Source organism: Mesorhizobium japonicum MAFF 303099 (genome assembly GCF_000009625.1).
Classification (GTDB): domain Bacteria; phylum Pseudomonadota; class Alphaproteobacteria; order Rhizobiales; family Rhizobiaceae; genus Mesorhizobium; species Mesorhizobium japonicum.
The window spans coordinates 5376851-5398496 of the sequence record NC_002678.2; the positions used below are offsets into that span (position 1 = coordinate 5376851).

Here is a 21646-nt window from a genome sequence, read left to right on the forward strand (position 1 = left end):
GCGAGGGGAGCCGTCAGGTGCCGCAGGAGCGCGTCGCACTCACCAAGACGGCGGTAGCCGAACGACGACCTGCAGCGACGGCCGTCTACCTGAGCGCTGGCTCATCGCCTGCTGCCGCCCAGCGAGTGGCGAGCAGGTTGCCGCAATCGACAGTATCGCGCTCGGCGCAGACGAGCGTTGCGGTATCGATCGCGGCGCCGACCTCGGTGCGATTCGCACGCGTCTCCCAGCCAAGTGATCCAGCCGAGGTCGAGGCACGGGAAACGGCGCGCAAGGTCGTGCAGATGGGTACGCCTGCCGCCAAGCCCGCCATCAAGTCCGAGGAAGAAACCAAAAAGAACAAGGTGGTGCAACGGACGCCGGCATCGTCGAACGACGGTGCGACAACCACCGAGCCCATCGCACCAACCGGCGGCACGTCGCTTCCGAGTGCGGTGCGCAGCTTCATGGAACCGCGCTTCGGCGCCGACTTCGCCAATGTGCGCATCCATACCGGCGAGCAGGCGGCCCAGCAAAGCGCAAACCTCAATGCGCATGCCTTCACGGTGGGCGAGCACGTGAGCTTTGGGCGAAACCAGTACCAGCCCGAGAGTGCGGATGGACGCGAATTGATCGCACATGAACTGACGCATACCATCCAGCAGGGAGCCGTCATCCAGCGCAGCGCTGCCACCGCCGTATCGCGACACACAGCGCCGCGTGTCCAGCGCCTCGGCATTGGCGATGCACTGAACTTCATCGCCGACGCGGCCAATTTCATTCCCGGCTTCCGCTTGCTGACGATCGTGCTCGGGACGAACCCGATCAATCTCGCGCCCGTCGAGCGCAGCCCCGCCAACATTTTGCGGGCATTGCTTGAACTCATTCCCATCGCAGGCATGCTGCTTTCTCAGGCACTGGATGCCTATGGCATCTTCGCAAAGGTCGGCGGCTGGGCCGAGGCGCAGTTCCGCACGCTCGGCATGGCGGCAGGAACTCTCAAAGCCGCGCTGACCAGGTTCCTGGATTCGCTGAGTTGGAAGGACGTGTTCGACCTCGATGGCGTCTGGGAGCGCGGCAAACGGATATTCACCGAGCCGATCGATCGCCTGATCGCCTTCGGCAAATCGTTGGCGACGGGAATACTCGGCTTCATCCGCGAGGTGATCCTTCTGCCGCTGGCGAAGCTCGCCGAGGGAACGCGCGGCTACGATCTCCTGAAGGCCGTGCTGGGTCAGGACCCGGTCACCGGAGAGCCGGTTCCGCGCACGCCCGAAACGCTGATCGGCGGCTTTCTGAAGCTGATTGGCCAGGAAGACATCTGGGAGAACATGAAGAAGGCCAACGCCATTCCGCGCGCGTGGGCCTGGTTCCAGGCGGCTCTTGCTGGGCTGATGGGGTTCATACGCCAAATTCCTTCGCTGTTCATGAAGGCGCTCAACGCATTGGAGATCGTCGATCTTGTCCTCCCGCTGAAAGCCTTCACGAAGCTTGTCGGCGTGTTCGGCGACTTCGTCTTCCAATTCGTGACCTGGGGAGGGAACGCCGCCTGGAACCTTCTGGAGATCATCTTCGACGTCGTGAGCCCCGGGGCGCTCGTGTACGTTAAGAAGACCGGAGCGGCACTGAAGAGCATCCTCAAGAATCCGCTGCCGTTCGTCGGTAACCTGGTCAAAGCGGCCAAACTCGGCTTTGTGAATTTTGCCGACCATTTCCTCGGGCATCTCAAGGCCGGGCTCATCGACTGGCTCACCGGCTCGCTGCCCGGCATCTACATTCCCAAGGCCTTTTCGCTCGTTGAGATCGGCAAGTTCGTCTTCTCCGTGCTCGGGCTGAGCTGGGCCAACATCCGCCAGAAGCTGGTGAAGGCCACCAGCGAAACGGTCGTAAAGGCGCTGGAAACCGGTTTCGACATTGTCGTCACGCTGGTACGCGATGGGCCCGCCGCAGCGTGGGACAAAATCAAGGAGCAACTGACCAATCTGAAGGATATGGTAATCAGCGGCATCACCGATTTCGTGGTCGACATGGTCGTCAAGAGGGCGATCCCCAAGCTCATCGCCATGTTCATCCCCGGTGCCGGGTTCATCTCCGCCATCCTGTCGATCTACGACACGATCATGGTGTTCGTGAACAAGATCTCAAAGATCATCCAGGTCGTAACCGGGTTCATCGACTCGATCGTCGCCATTGCCAGCGGTGCTATCGGCGCGGCGGCGACGCGAGTCGAGAACGTGCTCGCTGGCCTGCTCTCGCTCGCCATCAACTTCCTCGCGGGCTTTGCAGGGCTCGGCAAGGTCGCCGACAAGGTCATGGCGGTGATCGAAAAGGTCCGTGCGCCGATCGACAAGGCGCTCGACTGGCTGGTCAACTGGATCGTGACCGCGGCGAAGAAGCTGTTTGCCAAGGTGTTTGGAAAAAAGGAGAAGCCCGACGAGCGGACACCGCAGGAGAAGGATGCGGATCTCAAGAAGGCTATGAGCGAGGCTCAAAGACTTCTCGATGATCCAAGTGCCTCGCGAGTGAAAGTTGCAAACAGCCTGACGTCGATCAAGAAGCAGTATCGGATGTCGTCTCTGGATCTCGTTGTCAACTCTAAGAGTGGCGCTAAGGAGACGGTTCATGTTCACGGAGTGATCAACCCGCAGTTAGATACCAAGCCAAAGGAATGGATGTCTGGCATGGAACTCGTGCAAATCGAGTTCAACATACGGCTTAAGAAATTCAATCCGATCGAGTTTAGGGGGCAGCTTAGCCAACAGGAGCGCGGGATCAACAAGATGAAGATGTCACAGTGGGCCGCGAATCGAGCCCAATTCCTGCAGACGAAGGAAGAGTCGGAGGATGGATCCGGACGCAGTGAAGCGAGTGCCGGAGATCAGAGGATTTTCCGAGACTATTTAAGAGGGAAGATCGTCGAGGTGCGTGTCAGGAGCTTGAAGGAGACCAAAGATCAAGCAGAGAAGTTCGCAGATAACTGGCTGGGCACTCGCGCGGCATTGCACGGGCCGGACCAGATTGCTGCCGGAGGTCGAATGGCCGGCGATGCCCAGGCTGTCGGAATCGACGAGTCGAGTGTGATAGAGTTCAAGAAACGAACTGGCCTAGTCGGCGTCGGTAGTGCGCGGATCAACTCTTCAATAGGCTCGCAATGGAAGAGTCGGATATCCAAAATCGATCAGGCTATCAGCGACGACAAAAAATACCCAAGCGACGTTAAAGATAAAGCGAACATGAACGTTCAACTGACCGGTGTGGAGCTCCAGTAATGGCAAGCGTCAGTGGGCACTCAGGACCCAAACAACCTCTGGAGGCCTTTAATGCTCGATTTGGTTCGCCAGCGCCTGTAGGGCTCGCTAGTTCCGAGATCCTTGAACCTCTGCCGCCGGGATTTCCGGATGCGCTCGGCGAGTACTGGGGCCAACGTGGCTTCGGGGCCTATGGAGACCAACTGATATGGACTCAACCTCCTGGCAGTTTTGATGACGTCATCGAAGAATGGATCGGGACAGGGGCCAAGGATTCAGTGCTGTTAGTTCGCTTCAGTTTCGGTGATTTCGTAGTCTGGGCTCGCGGACGGACTTTTTTCGTGAATGTGCACCGCGGATACGCCGAGGAGCTGCCTGCGGATGTGGGCTTCCTGTTTGATGAGATGTTATGTGACGACGCCTTCCTCGACAATTTCGTGCGGCGGCCGCTGCATGCGGAATGCCGCCGAAGACTCGGTGGGCTTTCGGCCGGCGACTGTTTTGCCTTCGTTCCTGCCTTGGCGCTCGGAGGCACGGAGAGCCCTGAGAGTGTGCAGAAGGTCCGGATGCGGGAACATCTCGCGTTCCTTGCTCAAGTGAATGGGCCAGTAAATATTCTTTAGCCTCGCATTTCATCAGGGCGCAAAAAGCCACATCGGTCCTTGGTTCGTTGATCGGACTTATGATGGGCTTTAGTCTGGGCGCTTAGGCACCGTCGGCTGCCACTCGCCAGCCACGACAATCGCTTCACCTTCGCCGGGCCACGGCGGCATGGTAACTCCAATCGCCGCCAGGGGCTCGAAACCGAATGATCTGAACTGGAAGTGGACGCCGAGAGGTACGGTCAAGCAAATGCCGGGATAGATGTCGACGATTTCGGTTCGGGACTCGTTTTTGCGCCACATCTGACCGCGGCCGGAGAGGAAGAACCAGACCTCCTCTACAGTCCGATGGGTGACAGCTGTAGAAACCTCGCTGGGCCCAAGTTCAAAGTGGGCCATGCCGCCACATTTGAGGCCGAGCAGAATCCGTACGTCGGATCCGTCCGGTGCGACGGCATCAGGCGCCATCGGCAAATGTGTAGTCTCGAAGTCGGACATGGGTCGTGCTCCTTTGCAGAACCTGTTCACCGCAACGATCGCGGCCGCGATCAATGTGTTTGCAATACGGCCCGGCCAGGATAAGCATAATACGATTTGTTCCGTCGCGGCGGATGTGAAATTGACCACTCCATAAGGGCGCCTCGCCTTGATTGCCTTGCGTCTGCGCGGCCAGGCGGGGTTCCTCGCCGAGGGCCGTCGGTGCCGCGTCCCGGCTCTGAAGGCCGGCGCAAGTGCTGACGCTCCTTCGGCTGCTTTGCTTTCCAGTCTCTCCTCGGGAGCTAGGAACGTCACCCCATTCCGGATGGGCTCCCCTGCAAAAGTAGAATGGCTACAGAGTCGACATTCGAAAAGGACGTCTCTATATACCGCCTGCCTTGGCATGGGCTGGGGCGGTTGTGCTACATTTTGTGACACCTATTGTGATACAAATGCGCCGCCGCAAAAGGAAAAATCAAGTAAAAACAATGGTATACATAGCGCAACGATCCCAGCCAACGGTACCATAAATGCAGTCGATAAATAATTGATTTTGCTGTATAATTTCAAGTTGCAGGCCAGCAATTTCGCTTCATTCCACTCATTTGTGTTACGTATTGTGCTACTTGGCGGACAAATTTGGGGGTTCTGAGCGAAACGGCTTTGGGCCTGTTCGTCAATGTTCTCCTTTCGCTAACGGCACTCGTCACACGTAGCTCAGCCCTCCCGGTTTCGAAAGGCCGTGCAACGACGCGTGCGGTAATCGGCGGCAAAGACGTGCAATTAGGCCGCTTCTATTTTCGGCAGCAGGCTCAAAATGCTTGAAGACGAGGTGCCGATCCAGCCGTCACATCCCGTCGACCCCAGGATGAACTGCGTCCGGTTTGTGCCCAGGCATTTTGTAGATCGCATTTGCGCTGAGTCAAAACTCGCCTCATCTGCTGCGACTACAAGATGTTGCAAAGGCGCGGCGGCTGGCCGTTCCACAACGGTGGCTAATCTAATGAAAATGATAGCATCCCTCTCCGTGGCGGCCTATCCAGACGCGAACTCCTCGAAAATTGCGGCAAACGCGGTTGCCATCGTCAAGCAAATCGACGAACGCCTTGCGCTGGGCCTGAGGACACGCGGTCTGATGGCCGAAGCCGCATCGGTTCAGGCAAGGGATCGGTCGATCGGAACAGCGCTTCAGGAGCATGATCTCAAGATTGGCGGCAACCTGCTCGTCATGGGCGGATATGGCCATTCCCGCGTCAGGGACTTCGTTCTTGGCGGTGCCACGGAAGACATTCTCACGGATCTGCGCCTGCCCGTCCTCCTGTCTCACTAGGTCGTCGAGATGAAAGGCGACACTGATCCTGTTCTGCGTTTCCACGGCGCAGCCCATGGCGTTACCGGCTCATGCCATGAGATCGAGACGCCGCATTCGCGCATTCTTATCGACTGCGGCCTGTTCCAGGGATCAAAGTCGGAACGGGAACTGAATTATGGCCAATTTCCGTTCCCGTCGGAGGCGATTGACGCTGTCATCCTGACGCATGCGCATATCGACCACAGCGGGCTGTTGGCGAAGCTGGTCAAGCAGGGCTTTTCCGGCCCCATCCATACGACCCGCGCCACCATCGATCTCTGCTCGGTGATGCTGCCCGACGCGGCGCATGTCCAGGAAATGGAAGTGGAGCAACTGAACCGCCGCAACGCACAGCGCGGCCGGCCGCCTGTCGAGCCGATCTACAGTCTTTCAGACGCGGCGGCCTGCATGACCTTGTTCCGGGCCGTGGAATACGGCGAATGGACAACCGTCGCCAAAGGCCTTCGAACCCGCTTCTGGAACGCCGGTCACCTGCTCGGCTCCGCCTCAGTCGAACTCGAGATCGATCTGGATCATCAGAAGAGACCGATGCGCATTCTGTTTTCAGGCGATATAGGGCCTGGACACAAGTTGCTGCAGACCGACCCGGAAGGTCCGGCCGGGGTCGACTACCTCATCTGCGAATCGACCTATGGCGACCGCGAGCGGCCAGACGTCTCGCCCGAACAGCGGCGATCCCAGCTCGGCGACATTGTGCGTCGCGCCGCCGAGGCCGGCGGCCCCCTCATCATTCCGTCCTTCGCAGTCGAAAGGACGCAAGAACTGCTGGTCGACCTGTATTTGCTCATGCAAGCGGGGGAGGTGCTGACAGCTCCGGTCTTCGTTGACTCGCCACTGGCGACGCGGGCCAGCGCTATTTTCGAGCGGCATGCCAACGACATCGAACAGGGAGACGTGCTGCGCCAGGCCCTCAACTCACGGGAGCTACGCTTCACCGAGACGGTTGAGCAAAGCAAGGCGATCAATCGCCTGAGCGGCTTCTTCGTGGTGATCGCCGCCAGCGGGATGTGCGACGCGGGCCGGATCCGCCATCACCTCAAGGCCAATCTCTGGCGCCGGAACGCCACGGTCATGATGGCCGGATATCAGGCCCAGGGCTCTCTCGGCAGGATCCTGCTCGACGGCGCGCAGCGCGTGCGCATCCAGGGCGAAGAGGTTGAGGTCAAGGCACGTATCAGCCTGTTCGACCTCTATTCTGGGCATGCAGACGCGGGCGAACTGGTCGCATGGGTCAAGGCCCGAACTCCGGTGAAGCAGCAGGTGTTCCTGACGCATGGAGAGGAGGCTGGACTCAGCGGCCTGCGTGGAAGGCTTGCAGGACTGATACCCGACGACAAGGTCATCATCCCGAGGCTAGACGATGCTTTCCAATTGACCCCCGGTCGTTGTTTGCCGGTCGAGGTCAACGAGCCCCGCCGTCTGAGGCCGGAAAAGATCGCCCGCCTCGACTGGCACAACGACCTTTCAAGACTTCTCATGGACGTAAACGAGGCGGTCAGCGCCGCAGCCGATGAACGAGGTCGCGCAGCGGTGATCAGGCGCATGCGCAGGGCACTTGAGGACAAGGATGCATAGAGGCCGCGAAGCGATGAACTGAAAGCGCGCGAGCGCGTTGGTGTCCATTCGCTGCAGATCGACGAACACAAGCCCATGCCGCAATCCAGGCGACAGGGCGCGCTAACAGGCGATGGGAGTCAGACATGAACGATCATACGACAATAGCAGCTTCCGGTGGCCGGCTGTCCGATCGCGAGTTGCACGATCTCGACGCCTATTGGCGCGCCGCCAACTACCTGACGATTGGCCAGATCTACCTGCTCGACAATCCGCTGTTGCGCGAGCCGTTGCGGCTGGAGCACGTCAAGCCGCGTCTCCTCGGCCACTGGGGAACGTCGCCCGGCTTAAGCTTCATCTATGCGCACCTCAATCGCGCGATCCGGCTCAGGGACGCGAATGTGATCTATATCTGCGGCCCGGGACACGGCGGTCCGGCGATGGTGGCAAACACCTATCTGGAGGGCACCTACAGCGAGCTCAATCCCGACATCGCGATGGACGAGCAGGGGATGCGCAAGCTGTTCCGGCAGTTTTCGTTTCCCGGCGGTATCCCGAGCCATGCGGCACCAGATGTGCCCGGCTCGATCCATGAGGGTGGTGAGTTGGGCTATTCGCTGTCGCACGCCTATGGCGCCGCCTTTGACAATCCGGATCTCGTCGTTGCCTGCGTCGTCGGCGACGGTGAAGCAGAAACCGGACCGCTGGCAGCCGCTTGGCATTCCAACAAATTCCTCAACCCGGCGCGCGACGGAGCCGTGCTGCCGATCCTGCACCTGAACGGCTATAAGATCGCAAATCCAACCATTCTGGCCCGCATTCCTGAAGACGAATTGCGCGCGCTGTTTGCCGGCTACGGCTATGAGCCGCTGTTTGTGGCAGGCCACGAGCCGGCCCTGATGCATCAGCGAATGGCGACTGTGCTCGATGATGCGTTCGATCGCATCTCGGCTATCAAGCATGCAGCGCGCAATGGATCTGGGGCGACTGGGTCACGACCAGAATGGCCGATGATCGTGTTGCGCAGCCCCAAGGGTTGGACCGGTCCGAAAGAGGTCGACGGGCTGAAGACCGAAGGCTTCTGGCGCTCGCACCAGGTTCCCTTGTCAGGCCTTGCTGAAAACCCCGCCCATCTCAAGCTGCTCGAGGAGTGGCTGAAAAGCTACCGACCGGAGGAACTGTTCGACGCCGCCGGTGCTCCTGTCGCTTCGATCCGCGCGACGGCACCCCAGGCAACGAAACGAATGAGTGCAAACCCGCACGCCAACGGCGGCCTGCTGCGCAGGTCCCTCGAACTGCCGGGCTTGCATGACCACGCCGTTTCACTCGAGCGCCCCGGTGCAGTCAAGGCCGAGTCGACACGGGTCATGGGCAGCTTCCTGCGTGATGTCATGCGGTTGAACGAGGTCGCAAAGAACTTCCGCATCGTCGGCCCGGACGAGACGGCCTCGAACCGTCTTCAGGACGTGTTTGAAGTGACCGAGCGTGGCTGGATGGAAAAGATTCTGCCCGAAGACGTTCACCTCGGGCGCGAGGGCCGGGTGCTCGAAATCCTCTCCGAGCACACCTGCCAGGGCTGGCTGGAAGGCTACCTGCTCACCGGGCGCCACGGCCTGTTTTCCTGCTACGAGGCGTTTATCCACATCGTCGATTCCATGTTCAACCAGCATGCAAAATGGCTGGATGCCTGCCGCGAGATCCCGTGGCGCCGGCCGATCGCATCACTGAACTATCTGTTGTCCAGCCATGTCTGGCATCAGGAACATAACGGCTTCAGCCATCAGGACCCTGGTTTCATCGACGTCGCCCTCAACAAGAAGGCCGACATCGTACGGGTCTACCTGCCACCGGACGCCAACACCTTGCTGTGCGTGACCGACCATGTGCTGCAGACCTGGAACCGCATCAACGTCATCGTCGCCGGCAAGCCGCCGTCATGGCAGTGGCTGTCGATGGACAAGGCGATCGTTCACTGCCGGGCAGGGATCGGCGTCTGGGACTGGGCATCAACGGACGATGGGGCTGAGCCCGACGTCGTGATGGCTTGCGCTGGTGACGTCCCGACCCTCGAAACGCTGGCCGCCGTGCAGATCCTCAGGCAGCAGGTTCCTGATCTCAGGATCAGGGTGGTCAACGTCGTTGACCTGATGACCCTTCAGCCCAAGGAATATCATCCACACGGTCTTTCGGATCGCGAGTTCGATGCGCTGTTCACCCCCGATAAACCGGTCATCTTTGCCTATCACGGCTATCCCTGGACCATTCACCGCCTGACCTATCGACGCACCAACCATGACAACATCCATGTGCGCGGCTACAACGAGGAAGGGACGACGACGACACCTTTCGATATGACGGTGCTGAACGGCCTTGACCGCTTTCATATCGTCCAAAGCGTCCTCGACTGGGTTCCGCGACTGAAGGGCGTGCGGGTCAGCCTGAAGCAGGCGATGGACAGCAAGCTGCTTGAACATCGGGCCTATATTTGCTCCCATGGGCAGGATATGCCGGAGATTCTTGATTGGAAGTGGGGACAGGATCCCGATGCGGCGCCGAAGCGTCCGGATTGAATGGACACCCGTTCGCAAGCGCATGGGAACGGCAACATATCGGATGGCTTCATGACCGATGCGATCCTTGTCCTGAACGGCGGTTCTTCGAGCCTGAAGTTCGCCGTCTTCGAGCGACATGGCGAGCTCGCGCTGCTGCTGCGCGGCAATGTCTCCTCTCTCGGTCAACAACCGCGGCTGCGTGTCGATGCCGCGGCCGGCAGGTCCAAGATCGACAGGAGCTTGGACGAAGCACCGATCGGTATGGGCAAGGCGTTCGCGGCGGTTGCATCCGTGCTCGCCGAAAACGATCTCCTGCGCCGCATCGACAGGGTAGGGCACAGGATCGTTCACGGTGGGCGTGACTTCACCGAAGCGACGCTGCTCGACGAACGCACGCTCAAAGCATTGCGCCTGCTAGAGCCGCTGGCGCCCATCCATCAGCGGATCAATCTCGAGATTGTCGCGCTGGCTGCTGAACTCTTGCCGCAGGCCCTCCAGATCGGGTGCTTTGACACAGCGTTTCATTCGACCAGGCCGGAGCTCGCCAAAATCTACGGGCTGCCGCGCGCGATGACCGAGGCGGGCATCGTTTCCTATGGCTTTCATGGGCTGTCCTACAGCCACATTGCTGCGAAGCTGCACGATCGATACGGCGCCGGCGCCGGCGGCCGCACGATCGTCGCTCATCTCGGCAGCGGCGCCAGCCTGTGCGCCATGGACGCCGGACGAAGCGTCGCCACGACGATGGGGTTTTCGACCCTGGACGGCCTTGTCATGAGCACGCGTTGCGGTGCGCTCGATCCGGGGGTCATCCTCCATCTGCTGCGGGAACGGCGGCTGTCTGGGGACGAACTGGTCACGCTTCTCTACGAGCAATCGGGTCTGCTCGGAGTCTCTGGAGTATCGGGTGATATGCGGACGCTGATCGCTTCGGACGATCCTGCCGCCGCCGAGGCTGTCGATCTCTTCGTTTATCGGATCGGACGCGAGATAGGATCGCTGGCCGCTGCCATGGGAGGACTGGACACGCTGGTGTTCACGGCCGGCATTGGCGAAAACGCGCCGTTGGTCCGGGAGAGGATTTGCGTTGCCGCTGCCTGGCTTGGAATCGGTCTCGACGAGGAGCGGAACCAAGGGGGCGGGGAGCTAGTCAGCAACGCGACTTCCCGCGTCGATGTCCTTGTCATTCCAGCGGATGAAGAAAGCGCTGTGGCCGCGGAGATGCTCGTCTTTCGATCTGCCGCGCCCCCATCGACCGGAGAGGGACTGCGGTAGCTAAGCAGCTGATCGCGCCCCCAGCTCCCGCCGAACCAGCACCAGCGTCGCGTCGTCGGGATCGGTCGTGACGGTGAAACCCATGTCGCGCTCGACCTCGATCGCAGCACGGTTTTCACGGCTCTCGATCGACTCGATCGCTTTGAGGCCGAGTTCCTCGGCATATTTCGCAATATAGGTGAGCAGCTCCCAGCCAACGCCCAAATGCTTGCGATCCTGGCGAATGCAGATCGCAACCTCGCCGTTTCGATCGGCTCGATCGCTTGCCAGCGTCGCAACCGCGATCAGCATCCCGTCTGTCGAGAACGCCAGAAAATTGTGGATATGGGCGTCGTCTGAACGCGTCATCGCCGCCAGCCGATCATGCGAGACTTCCTTCACAGCGCCGAGAAAGCGGAAGCGCAGGTCGTCCGGGGTCACATGAGTGAAGAACTCGGCCAGCGTCGGCTCATCTTCAGGGCGCGCGCGGCGCACTTCGAAGTGAAAGCCGGTATGGGTGGTAAGTATGTTGTCCATCGTCATCTGGTCCTTGAGTTGGGGTCGGTTCTGCGGCGTCATTGTCGTCTCTCTTGAGCAGGCAGGCGCCCTCATTCGCCCAAGGTTTGCAACACCTCCTGCTTGACGATTTCGATGCTGCGCAGGTTGATCAGGCGGATGACGCCCTTGTCCTTCAGCCGGGTGAAGACCCGCGACACGGTCTCGATGGTGAGGCCGAGATAGTCGCCGATGTCCATACGCGACATTGGCAACTCAACCTGCCGCAACCCGCCCTGCCGCTCTGCCATGTCGGCCAGGAAAGCGGCTACGCGTTCGATGGCGTTCTGGCGGCCGAGAACCAGGAGGTGTTCCTGCGCTCTAGTCAGACCCTTGAGCGCCAGGGGAAGCAAATGATGGGACATGTCCGCCCCTGCACTGAAGCGAAAGGCGCGTACGCCGGTGGCATTGATCGCTTCGGCGAAGAAATGATGCGTCGTATCGGCTTCGAAGCCGAAAGTCTCTCCGGCTAGGTGGAAGGCGCTGATCTGCCGACGGCCGTCTGCGAGCAGGCGGTAGATGCGCACAGCGCCGAATTCGACCTGGTAGAAAGCGCCGGCCTTCTCGCCTTGGGCATAAATCTCCGAACCGGCGGGAAAGAAGCTGACCGGCTGTTGCGTTTCCGAGTCGAAGGCCACTGGCAGGCTTGGCTGAGCAGAATGCGACGGCAACGAAATTCTGGAGGCGGTGTAGGCGTGCATGGCTGTTTTCCCGGTTGTTCGGTGACACAGAAATCGCGCGAATCTGGGTGCCGCGAAATTCGGTTTTATCCCTACGGGAAACTACCTAGTCGTGCGGATTGTTGATCTACATCAAGTGTCCAGGCGCGCCGGTCGCTTATGTCCCTCCTTCGCTTTGGGCGATAGCAATAGGGAGTCGTTTCGGATTCTTGCATCGAAACGGCTGGTGGGCAGCGATGTATCTTCCGCAATTCCTGGTGGGAATGTTTGTCACCGCGACCATCGTCGCGGTGTGGACCTACGCGGCAACGGGCTCGGTCTGGACAGCACTGGGTTGGGCGATGATCGACTTGGTCGTTCTGCAGGCCGGATACTTCGTCTTAGTCACACGCTTGGTTTCCAAAGGCGCGACGGCAGACGCTGAAGCTGGCTCGGCGTCACTCAGCCATGTTGCGCCACCCCAAAGAGAGGGTACGTTGCTTTAGCCGTCCTCTACGATCGCGACGCAGCCGTATCAAATCAATTGCGGCACGCGCCTTGCCATGTTTTGCCAATCTCTGGGACAAGGTTGAATGCGCATCGCGATCCTGTCTGACATCCATGCCAATCGCGAGGCGTTCGACGCGGTCCTGGAAGCTGTTCACGAACGCGGTGGTCCAGATGAGTTGGTATTGCTCGGCGATCTGGTCGGCTACGGTCCTGATCCCATCTATGTGATCGAGAAGGCTGCCCATCTGGTGGCTGACGGCGCGCTTTGTATCATGGGCAACCACGACGAGGCAGTGGCGTTGAATCTAAGCAACATGACTGAGAACGCGCGGTTCGCCGTCCAATGGACTCGCGAACGCATCGCTCCGGCACATCTCGATTTCCTGGCGCGATTGCCGCTCTCGCTGCGATCCGACGACCGCCTGTATGTGCACGCAAGTGCGGAGCGTCCGGGAAAGTGGCCCTATATACGTGACGTGGACTCAGCGGAACGCTGCCTCTCGGCAAGCGACGCCCGCTTCGTTTTCTGCGGCCACACCCACATTCCCGCCATCTACTACGCCCTGCCCGGTCGCCGGTCGATGCATTTTCAGCCGCATGACAATGTGGCCGCACCCCTGTCGGAGATGAGGCGGCACCTGGTGATAGCCGGCGCGATCGGCCAACCGCGCGACGGCAACCCGGCGGCGTGCTTTGTTCTTGTCGACACGCAACGGCAAGAGGTGACGATGGTTCGTGTTCCCTATGATCACGAAGAAACAGCCCGCAAGATTCACGCAGCCGGCCTGCCTGGATGGCTTGGCATGCGGCTGAAGATCGGTCGCTAGGCTTCAAGGAGACGTACTTGATGCAAAGGTTTGGCGCAGGGGTAGTCATCGATGATTTCGAGCTGGTCGAAAAGCTACCCTCCGGCGGCATGGCCTCGCTTTGGCGGGCGACCAACCCGCGCTATGATTTTCCGCTTGTGCTGAAGATCCCTTTTCTCGATCCGGGCGCGGATGTTTCCGTCATCCTCGGTTTCGAGGCGGAGGAGCTGATACTGAAACGCCTGTCGGGACCGCATGTGCCGCGTTTCGCTGCATCCGGCAGCCTGGCGCAGGTTCCCTACATAGCCATGGAGTTCGTGGTTGGAAAGGGCCTCGCAGATATCGTCGGCAACGCGCCTCTGCCTATGGACGAGGTGGCAAGGATCGGCATCGAGATAGCGACGGCGCTCGCCGCCCTGCACCGGCAGAAGGTCGTACATCTCGATCTCAAGCCAGAGAATGTCGTTCTCGCCAACCGCGGTGCGGTGCTCCTCGACTTCGGGCTCGCCCGACATGAAGAGCTTCCCGATTTTCTCGGCGCGGAAAGCTCAGTGCCGATGGGCACCGCCGCCTATATTTCGCCCGAACAGGTGCTCGGGGAGCGATCCGATCCCGCAAGTGACCTGTTTGCGCTGGGTTGCATCCTCTTTCAGCTGGCTACGGGTGAGGAGCCGTTCGGGCGGCCGGCGACTTTGGCGGGAATGAAGCGCAGGCTCTATCATGCGCCAAGATCGCCGCGGGATATCAATGACGCCATTCCGCGGTGGCTGGAAGCCATCATTCTGAAATGTATGGAAGTGGACAGGTCTCAACGATACATCGAGGCAGCACACATCCTGTCCGATCTGAGGAGCCCCGACCAGGTGGTCGTTGCCAAGCGTAAGCCGCGGAACGAGGGGGGGTGGGCTGCGATCACCAGCCTGTTTCGCAAGACCGACGACAGGTCGCTCGTTGGCAGGGCGAGTTCGACAAGGACACAGGCCGGACCGTCGATTGTTCTTGCCGCAGTCGACCTGGCCAATGGCACCGATGCGCTGGCGGGCGAGGTTCTCAACGAAACTGCCCGCGTACTGGCCTCGCGGGAGGATTCGTGGCTGGCCTGCGTGACGGTCCTGAGGACCGAAATCATCGGCGACACGCCGGCGACCGACGAAACAGGGCGCTCGGTCTATTTGAAGCGGCTCGTCGCTCTCAAGGATTGGGCCTATCCACTGCATCTGCCGGAAGACCGCATCAGCTATCATGTGCTTGAAGCCGTCAGCCCCGCCGATGCGATCCTCACCTACGCCGAGCACAATGACGTCGGACATATCGTGGTTGGAGCGCGGGCGTCCTCGGCAATCCGCCGTCACCTCGGCAGCGTCTCGACCAAGGTCGTGGCACAAGCCCTTTGCTCGGTTTCAGTGGTCCGATTGAAGGCGGTCGAAGAACAGCAGCGGCGGCCGCTTTGATGCGCATCAGGATTTAGGGGCGTCTTTACAGGGGGATCACGGACAGCAGTAACCGAAGCTCAGCCAACGCGATTTTCATACATTTGGTGTAGCCCAACTGGGCATCGCCACTTTGACACAAATCAACGCCGCGGCTCCGAGAGAGCGCCTAATCTCCAGGTCTTCATCCGACACGGGATCGGAATGTTTTCTTAGGTCTGTCCTGAAACCAGGGATGATTTGCGTTGATGTAGGTCAATGCTAGGCGACTACGGTCAAACTATCGTCACGGTCAGCAATATGTCTTTGGAGACCGCCGATGAACGAAGAGGTCAAAAACAAGATCCTGATGCTGCTGGATCAACACCGCATCATGACAATTGCAACGCTGAGGCCGGACGGCTGGCCACAGGCGACGACCGTCGGCTACGTGAACGAAGGCCTTACCCTCTACTTCCTCTGCGGTCTGGATAGCCAGAAGGCCGCGAATCTGGCTCGAGACAATCGCGTGTCCCTGACCATCGATCACGACACCCCACAGGTGATGGAAATCACCGGACTTTCCATGGCGGCGCGCGCGCAGGTGGTGGCAAACCGGGCCGAAGCGGAAAAGGTCCTGCGGATGCTGCCGTTGAAGTATCCGGAGCAAGTCGCGCTGCCTGGTCCGATGCCGACTCCGGAGCAGGTGCGCATATTCCGCGTTATGCCTACTGTCATCTCCGTGCTCGACTACTCTAAGGGATTTGGCCACACCGATCTCGTCACCTGCTGAGCGCGCTCCTTGCCACGACATGCATTGGATTACGCGGGAACGAGGCCGCCAAATTGTCGGCAAAGTTTGTGCAATCAGATCTGGCGGCTGGCACATCGGCGGATGAGCGCCAGTGCCGCAACGTGCTCGTTCCGGCAGATGAACCGAACGGCAATATTCACCTAAGCGCTCGCTCGCCGAGCTTGCGTATCTGGCTGGTCCACTCCGCGCGGGTCGCATAGCCGGCGCCAGCGACCATGCCGGCGAGACTCCATTCGGGAGGTTCGGCGCGAATGTTGCGCCTGCGGTTGGGATTTCAATCGGTCGTGTCAGACGGCGATTTCACCGTTATTGGTGCGACATTGCCAATTCAACCTGACAGCTGCATCGGCGCCGCAGATGGGCTGGCGCCGGACAGTTTGATTTGGCGCAAGGACGGCGGGTAACGCGGCGAGCAGGATCACGGCCGGGACGTGGAGCGCTTCGGCTGCCGTCCTGAAGGAGGTTGCCATGAAAACTGTATCGAGGAGAGCAGCGCTCGGGTTTGCCGCGGCGATGCTCATGGCCGGCAGTGCCGGCGTCGTCCAAGCTGCTTCGCTTGTCCAGATCTCGCTGTGGGACAAGGGCGCGAGTATGGAGATGCCGATGGGGCTCGCCTATGCGGAGCCCGGACTCGATCTCGCCAAGGCGACGATGGGCATCAAGGCTTCGCCGGGTGCTGTGAAGGCCGGGGAGGTCACATTCAAAGTGATCAACGACTCTAAGGACACCGTCCACGAAATGATCGTGATGTACCTTGCCGAACCCGGCAAGCCGCTTCCTTACCTTGAGGCCGAGAACCGGGTCGACGAAGACAAATCAGGCGATAAGGGCGAGGTGTCGGAGCTCGATCCCGGCAAATCAGGCACATTGACCGTCGATCTGAAGGCTGGAAAGTACCTGCTTATCTGCAACGTGCCCGGTCACTATGGTGCCGGCATGTGGGCCGAGTTCACCGTCGAGCCATGAAGCATGGAGCGCTCTGGGGGGAAAGCTTCGACTGTCGCCGGCTGGATGCTTGCCGGGGTCGCAAGTCTTGTCACCGGCGCACCGCACGACGATTCCGACTGCTAACTAGGATCGCCGTGCTAAAGCGCTCCCTCGCCGAGCCCACGCATTTGTCGAATCCACTTCGCGCGGGTGGCATCGCTGGCGCCAGCGACCATGCCGAATATGGTCTCGCGCACCGGACTGATGCCGACAAAGTGCAGAATGCTTCGCTTCATGCCGGCGATGCCGTGTCCGAGGAACCATAGCCGGTAGACGACGGAAGGCATGCCCATCGTCACTACGACGCGCGCAGAGCGGCCGCGAAGCAGTGTCTTGGTGAAACCGCCGCCCTTGTCCGGGTAGGCGAAGGCCGTTCCCGGTCGCATGATCTGTTCCAGAAATGCCTTCAGCAGAGCCGGCATGGTTCCGAGCCACAGCGGGAAGACAAAGACGATGTGCTCCGCCCACACGATCGCCTCGGCTGCATCCTTTAACTCGTCGGGAACCGCACCATGTTCGAACTCCTGCATCGACCGCAGCATCGGAAAATCAAGTGCTGCCAGATCGACCAGGCGCACAGCGTGCCCCGCCTTTTCCGCACCTTCGCCATAGGCGTTGGCAAGACCGCGGCAGAGCCTGTCCGGCGACGGGTCGGGATGGCCGACCACAATGAGAATGCGTCGCGACATGGTCTACTCCCAGGGAGCCTGGCCCCGAGGCGTCAAGGCCGTTCGACCCGTGCCACCTGGTAGGTGTGCATGGCGCCGTTGCGCTCGATCGACACGTACTCACCGGTCACGAACCGTTCGTCGCCGAGATGGAAGCCGATCTCGTCATCGCGATCGCCTTCGGCATAGTCGAAATACCACTGTCCGCCGGGTTTGCGCCTCAGCCGGCCGATCAGATCCTCCTCGCCGGTGCGAAACCGGCGAACACGGCAGGAGGCCCTGTGCGACTTCCATTCTTCCGCATCGATCTTTCCTTCTCCGGTCAATGGAGCCAGCACGTCATAGCCTTCTTCGCGGTCGCCTTCCGGGTGGCCCTTTTCACGTGCCAGCAGCAGCCGGACATTGCGGAATTTCGGGGTGAGGTCCTTCAAACTGGTCATGGCGAACTCCTTTCACGGAGTCTCATAGAGCGGAGGCGGGAACTGGCCCTTGATCCGCGTCAATCAAGGCTCGAGAACAGCACTCCTATCCAGGACCGAGCAACAAGAGGGCGCAGATGCCCATGGTCGCGGCGACCAGGGTTGTGACGGCCAGTGGCAACCAGAACCTGACGGGACCGGCAAATGCTGCGAGCGAAAGGCGGCCGATGGCGTTGGCTGCCAGCGCCGCGAGCACGGCCTGGCCCACGGTCGCGACGGACACGGAATGCTTGACAAGGCGCAGCGCACCAAGCACCGAGACATCGACATCGAATGCGCCGGCCAGCGCCGAACTCGCCAGCAGACCGCGCCCACCGAATAAAGCGGCCAGTCCGGCACTTGCGGTCGCGACGATCGCAAAGAGCAAGGCGAAGAGCAGCAACGGGCCCAGTTCAAATGGATTGCGCGCGAGGGCGCTGCCTTCACCGTTCCCGCTGTCGCGAGTCAGCAGCAATGCGCCGCAGACAGCGAAGGCAAGCGCTGCGGCAATCGCCGGCATGGCGACGGAAATGAACACGCTTGGCTCGACGATCAGAATCACGGCGCAGACGCGGAGCACCGAAACCATTGCAGCCAGGGATGCCGCCCCGGCGAGCGGCAGTGGATTGCCGCCCGACGCGGCATTGCGGGCAAGCGCCAAGGTCACGGCGGTGGAAGAGACTATCGCGCCGGCGAGCGAACTGACCAGCAGACCACGCGTATTGCCAAGAATGCGAACAGCCACATAACCGGCGAACGATATGGAGGCCATCAGCACCGTCAGGAACCAGACCTCCCACGGATTGAAACCGCCCCACGGATCCATCGTCCGGTTTGGCAGCAGGGGCAGAACAATCGCCGTCATCACCGCCAGGATCAGCGCCGAGCGCAGTTCGACCCAGGTCAGTCGCTTCAAAAGACCGTGCAGGACTTCTCGGCTGGCCAGGATTGCCGCCAGTGCCGCCCCACCGGCAGCTGCCGCCCGATAATCGCCGGCAACGGAAAGCGCCCCGAGCGCGAAAACGCCAAGGCCAGCGATCACGCTCGTAACGCTGAAATCCTCGTCATGGACAGCCTCGCGCGCCTTGTACCACGCGAAGATTGCCGCAAAGGCAATGAAGCCGCCGACCAGCACGGATACGGCGCCGAGTGCGTTGGCGAGTGCGGCGAGCACGCCGCCGAGGAGGCCGGATATGCCGAATGTCCGAATGCCGGCCGTGCGACTGCGAGCGGGTGCATCTCGCTCCTGCCAGCCACGCTCCAGACCGACAAGCAGACCTATTGCGAGGGCAAGTCCGAGCCGGGCGATGAGCGGATCCATTGGCGCGGCGACGTTCAGGCGGCGACCGTCGGCAGGCGATCGCGAACCCACCTGACGATCTGGCCTGCCGTCATTGCGCCTGATGTGCGCGCGATTTCACGTCCGCCATGGAAGAGGATCATCGTCGGGATCCCGCGAATGCCGAGCCTTGCCGCAACAGCCTGCTCATTGTCGGAATTGAGCTTGAGCAGGCGAACATGTGGCTCCAGTTCGCGCGCTGCGGCTTCGTAGGCCGGAGCCATCATCTTGCACGGGCCACACCACGGTGCCCAGATGTCGACGACAACGGCAATACTGCTGCGCGCAATCTGGTGGTCGAACGCCTTGGCGTCGACGTCCAGCGGGTGACCTGAAAACAGCCTGTTCCCGCACTTTCCGCACTTGGCCTCGTCGGCATTGCGGGCCGGCGGCAGGCGATTGACCCCGCCGCATTTGTCGCAAACCACCAGATTGTCCTGTGCCATGGCCGTTCACCGATCCGTTGTTGTCCACTATGTGCGCCCGAGATGTCCGTCGCCAAGGGCGCGCAGTGCGTTCAGGATGACCGCGACGTCGATCCCTTCCTGAAGCAATGCACCTGCCACCGGTGTGATCTGCCCCATGGCCGCCGCCGCCATTGCCACACCCGAGAGCGTCAGCCCGACAACAATGCTCTGCAGGGCGATCGCGCGTGTCCGTCGGGCAATCTGCACCGCCTCGGCGACAGGCTCCAGCCGGTCCGCGAGAACGATGACATCGGCCGCTTCGGAAGAGGCCGTCGCCCCGCGCGCGCCCATGGCGACGCCGACCGTCGCGGCGGCAAGGGCGGGTGCATCGTTGATGCCATCGCCGACCATCATTGTCGGCGCCATTGCTTTCTCGGCCTCTACCATCGCGACCTTATCCGCGGGAATGGCATCGGCGACGACGGCATCCAGATCCAGCATGGAAGAAACGCGCTTTGCTGCCGCACCGTCATCACCTGTCAGCAGGATTACGCGCGCGATGCCGGCCGAGCGCAGCTTGGCGAGCGTGTCATTTGCATCGGCACGCATCGCATCGCCGAAAGTAAACACGCCTGCAAGCCGCCCGCCGAGTGCGACAAACACCCTGAGCACCGGCTCGTCCCGGTATTTTTCTTCGCCGCATTTCGCCCAGTCGGGCAGGGGCCTGTCAGTGAGCACGAGAGCCCGCGATCCCGCCGCGATCGCCATGTCATCGACCCGGCCTTTCAGACCCGCGCCGCGGTACTCGCGGACATCGCGCGGATGCGAAAGCACCAGCTGCCTGCCGCGCGCTGTCCGGATGATCGAGTCGGCGAGCACATGGTGCGAGGCCTGTTCCAGGGATGCCAACAGCCGCAGCAGATGGTTCGCGTCACGGCCGGGTGCGGCTTCGATTTCGATGAGTTCGGCGCCGCCGATGGTCAAGGTCCCCGTCTTGTCGAAGATCGCGGTTCGGACTTGCGCGAGGGCCTCCAGAGCCGTGCTGCCTTTCATCAGGATGCCGGCCCGAGCGGCTCGCGAGACACCGCCGATGAAGGCAACAGGAGCAGCGAGGATGAGCGGGCAGGGCGTTGCGACGACCAGCACCGCAAGCGCTCTGATAGGGTCGCCGGAAATATACCAGGCGGCGGCGGAAACCAGCAGAGTGGCTGGCAACAGGAACAGGGCAAAGCGGTCCGCCATGCGAATGAACGGAGACTTCGCGGTCTGTGCTGCGGCGACCATGCGCACGATCGCGGCATAAGTGCTTTCTTCAGCGGGGACCGCAGCCCGCATGCTGAAGGTCTCGCCCGCATTGACGGTGCCGCTTCGCAGCATGTCGCCCGCAGTCCGTCGTTCCGGCAGCGGCTCTCCGGTCACCGCGGACTCATCGATCGAGGCTGAAGCATCAAGCAGGATACCATCGACGGGAAGCAGTTCGCCGGCGCGTACCAAAAGGGTGTCGCCGACAACGACCTCTTCGACGGAAATCCTTTCCGTTCCATGTGCGGATTCGCGGTGTGCGACACGCGGTGACCGGTCAGTGAGTGCCTTGAGGTTCCGCTCGGCACGGCCGCGGGCAAAATCCTCGAGCACAGTGCCGCCGGCATACATGATCGCGACCACTATCGCGGCCAGCGGCTGGCCGAGCAACAGCGCGGCGGACATTGACACCAAAGCAATTGCATCGACACCGAAGCGGCCGATCCAGAAATCACGCAGAATGGAGATGGCGAGAGCCGCCACCACGGGCAAGGTGGCCATCGTCCAGATCGTGTCGGCATCAAGAGGCCCGAGCCCGGCTCGCCAGGCTCCGATGCCGCCAGCGAGACCCAGGACCGCGATGACCAGCAATGCGCGCCGCAGAATGGACTCGTTCATGCGATGCCTTCCGATTTGATCGATACTCGCCAATTTTCGCTGGCGCTGACGGGCGTGTCGAACTCAAGCAAACAGC

At 61.0% G+C, this 21646-nt stretch carries 20 protein-coding genes; 12 read left to right on the top strand and 8 right to left on the bottom strand.

The genetic code is table 11. The features are described 5' to 3' along the window. Positions 1–17 precede the first annotated feature (17 nt). Both MAFF_RS26825 and MAFF_RS38345 read left to right on the top strand, forming a co-directional pair. Positions 18–3248, top strand: coding sequence for an eCIS core domain-containing protein (locus tag MAFF_RS26825; protein WP_010914148.1), 3231 nt, complete (start codon positions 18–20; stop codon positions 3246–3248). Further along, a complete protein-coding gene (locus MAFF_RS38345) occupies positions 3248–3850 on the top strand; it encodes a T6SS immunity protein Tdi1 domain-containing protein (RefSeq protein ID WP_010914149.1) in 603 nt (200 codons plus the stop codon). Before MAFF_RS26825 ends, MAFF_RS38345 begins: the two co-directional genes overlap by 1 nt. Positions 3851–3919: 69 nt before the next feature. On the opposite strand, the gene MAFF_RS26835 is transcribed toward MAFF_RS38345, so the two are convergent. After that, on the bottom strand, positions 3920–4327 hold the full coding sequence (locus tag MAFF_RS26835; RefSeq protein WP_044551375.1) for a cupin domain-containing protein: 408 nt from the start codon (positions 4325–4327) through the stop codon (positions 3920–3922). Positions 4328–5333: 1006 nt separating this feature from the next. On the opposite strand from MAFF_RS26835, the gene MAFF_RS26840 reads away from it, so the two are divergent. From MAFF_RS26840 to MAFF_RS26855, 4 genes are all read left to right on the top strand, one after another. Beyond that, positions 5334–5636 carry a universal stress protein gene (locus tag MAFF_RS26840; RefSeq protein ID WP_193363999.1) on the top strand — a complete coding sequence of 101 codons (303 nt, stop codon included), beginning with the start codon at positions 5334–5336 and terminating at the stop codon, positions 5634–5636. Positions 5637–5645: 9 nt separating this feature from the next. Continuing rightward, entirely contained in the window at positions 5646–7253 is a 1608-nt protein-coding gene (locus tag MAFF_RS26845) for an MBL fold metallo-hydrolase (RefSeq protein ID WP_010914152.1), read from the top strand. A gap of 125 nt (positions 7254–7378) precedes the next feature. Continuing rightward, positions 7379–9802: a phosphoketolase family protein gene (locus MAFF_RS26850; protein ID WP_010914153.1), complete on the top strand. Its 2424-nt coding sequence runs from the start codon at positions 7379–7381 to the stop codon at positions 9800–9802. Between the two features lie 51 nt (positions 9803–9853). Beyond that, positions 9854–11059 carry an acetate/propionate family kinase gene (locus MAFF_RS26855; RefSeq protein ID WP_010914154.1) on the top strand — a complete coding sequence of 402 codons (1206 nt, stop codon included), beginning with the start codon at positions 9854–9856 and terminating at the stop codon, positions 11057–11059. Here MAFF_RS26855 and MAFF_RS26860 read toward each other — a convergent pair whose 3' ends face one another. Then, positions 11060–11575, bottom strand: coding sequence for a GNAT family N-acetyltransferase (locus tag MAFF_RS26860; RefSeq protein WP_080512108.1), 516 nt, complete (start codon positions 11573–11575; stop codon positions 11060–11062). Between the two features lie 71 nt (positions 11576–11646). Beyond that, positions 11647–12294 carry a helix-turn-helix domain-containing protein gene (locus MAFF_RS26865; protein WP_010914156.1) on the bottom strand — a complete coding sequence of 216 codons (648 nt, stop codon included), beginning with the start codon at positions 12292–12294 and terminating at the stop codon, positions 11647–11649. 215 nt (positions 12295–12509) lie between these two features. Between MAFF_RS26865 and MAFF_RS26870 the strand changes: the two genes are divergently transcribed. From MAFF_RS26870 to MAFF_RS26890, 6 genes are all read left to right on the top strand, one after another. After that, complete coding sequence (locus tag MAFF_RS26870; RefSeq protein WP_044549318.1) at positions 12510–12758, top strand: hypothetical protein; 249 nt, start codon at positions 12510–12512, stop codon at positions 12756–12758. Positions 12759–12845: 87 nt separating this feature from the next. Continuing rightward, on the top strand, positions 12846–13589 hold the full coding sequence (locus MAFF_RS26875) for a metallophosphoesterase family protein (RefSeq protein WP_010914157.1): 744 nt from the start codon (positions 12846–12848) through the stop codon (positions 13587–13589). Between the two features lie 20 nt (positions 13590–13609). Then, positions 13610–15019: a bifunctional serine/threonine-protein kinase/universal stress protein gene (locus MAFF_RS26880; RefSeq protein ID WP_044549320.1), complete on the top strand. Its 1410-nt coding sequence runs from the start codon at positions 13610–13612 to the stop codon at positions 15017–15019. A 298-nt stretch (positions 15020–15317) separates the two neighbouring features. Then, positions 15318–15770 carry a pyridoxamine 5'-phosphate oxidase family protein gene (locus MAFF_RS26885; protein ID WP_010914159.1) on the top strand — a complete coding sequence of 151 codons (453 nt, stop codon included), beginning with the start codon at positions 15318–15320 and terminating at the stop codon, positions 15768–15770. 272 nt (positions 15771–16042) lie between these two features. Beyond that, positions 16043–16195 carry a hypothetical protein gene (locus MAFF_RS39380; RefSeq protein ID WP_157866089.1) on the top strand — a complete coding sequence of 51 codons (153 nt, stop codon included), beginning with the start codon at positions 16043–16045 and terminating at the stop codon, positions 16193–16195. A gap of 64 nt (positions 16196–16259) precedes the next feature. Continuing rightward, entirely contained in the window at positions 16260–16757 is a 498-nt protein-coding gene (locus MAFF_RS26890; protein WP_044549321.1) for a cupredoxin domain-containing protein, read from the top strand. Between the two features lie 119 nt (positions 16758–16876). Here MAFF_RS26890 and MAFF_RS26895 read toward each other — a convergent pair whose 3' ends face one another. The 5 genes from MAFF_RS26895 to MAFF_RS26915 all read right to left on the bottom strand — a co-directional run bounded on the left by MAFF_RS26895 (position 16877) and on the right by MAFF_RS26915 (position 21570). Next, the gene (locus MAFF_RS26895; RefSeq protein WP_010914162.1) at positions 16877–17467 is read right to left on the bottom strand and encodes an NAD(P)H-dependent oxidoreductase; all 591 of its coding nucleotides are present in this window, start codon (positions 17465–17467) and stop codon (positions 16877–16879) included. 32 nt (positions 17468–17499) lie between these two features. Then, positions 17500–17886, bottom strand: coding sequence for a hypothetical protein (locus MAFF_RS26900; protein WP_010914163.1), 387 nt, complete (start codon positions 17884–17886; stop codon positions 17500–17502). An 85-nt stretch (positions 17887–17971) separates the two neighbouring features. After that, entirely contained in the window at positions 17972–19225 is a 1254-nt protein-coding gene (locus tag MAFF_RS26905; protein ID WP_032928785.1) for an MgtC/SapB family protein, read from the bottom strand. Positions 19226–19239: 14 nt separating this feature from the next. Then, the gene (trxC, locus tag MAFF_RS26910) at positions 19240–19689 is read right to left on the bottom strand and encodes a thioredoxin TrxC (protein ID WP_010914165.1); all 450 of its coding nucleotides are present in this window, start codon (positions 19687–19689) and stop codon (positions 19240–19242) included. 27 nt (positions 19690–19716) lie between these two features. Continuing rightward, on the bottom strand, positions 19717–21570 hold the full coding sequence (locus MAFF_RS26915; protein WP_010914166.1) for a heavy metal translocating P-type ATPase: 1854 nt from the start codon (positions 21568–21570) through the stop codon (positions 19717–19719). Between the last annotated feature and the right edge of the window lie 76 nt (positions 21571–21646).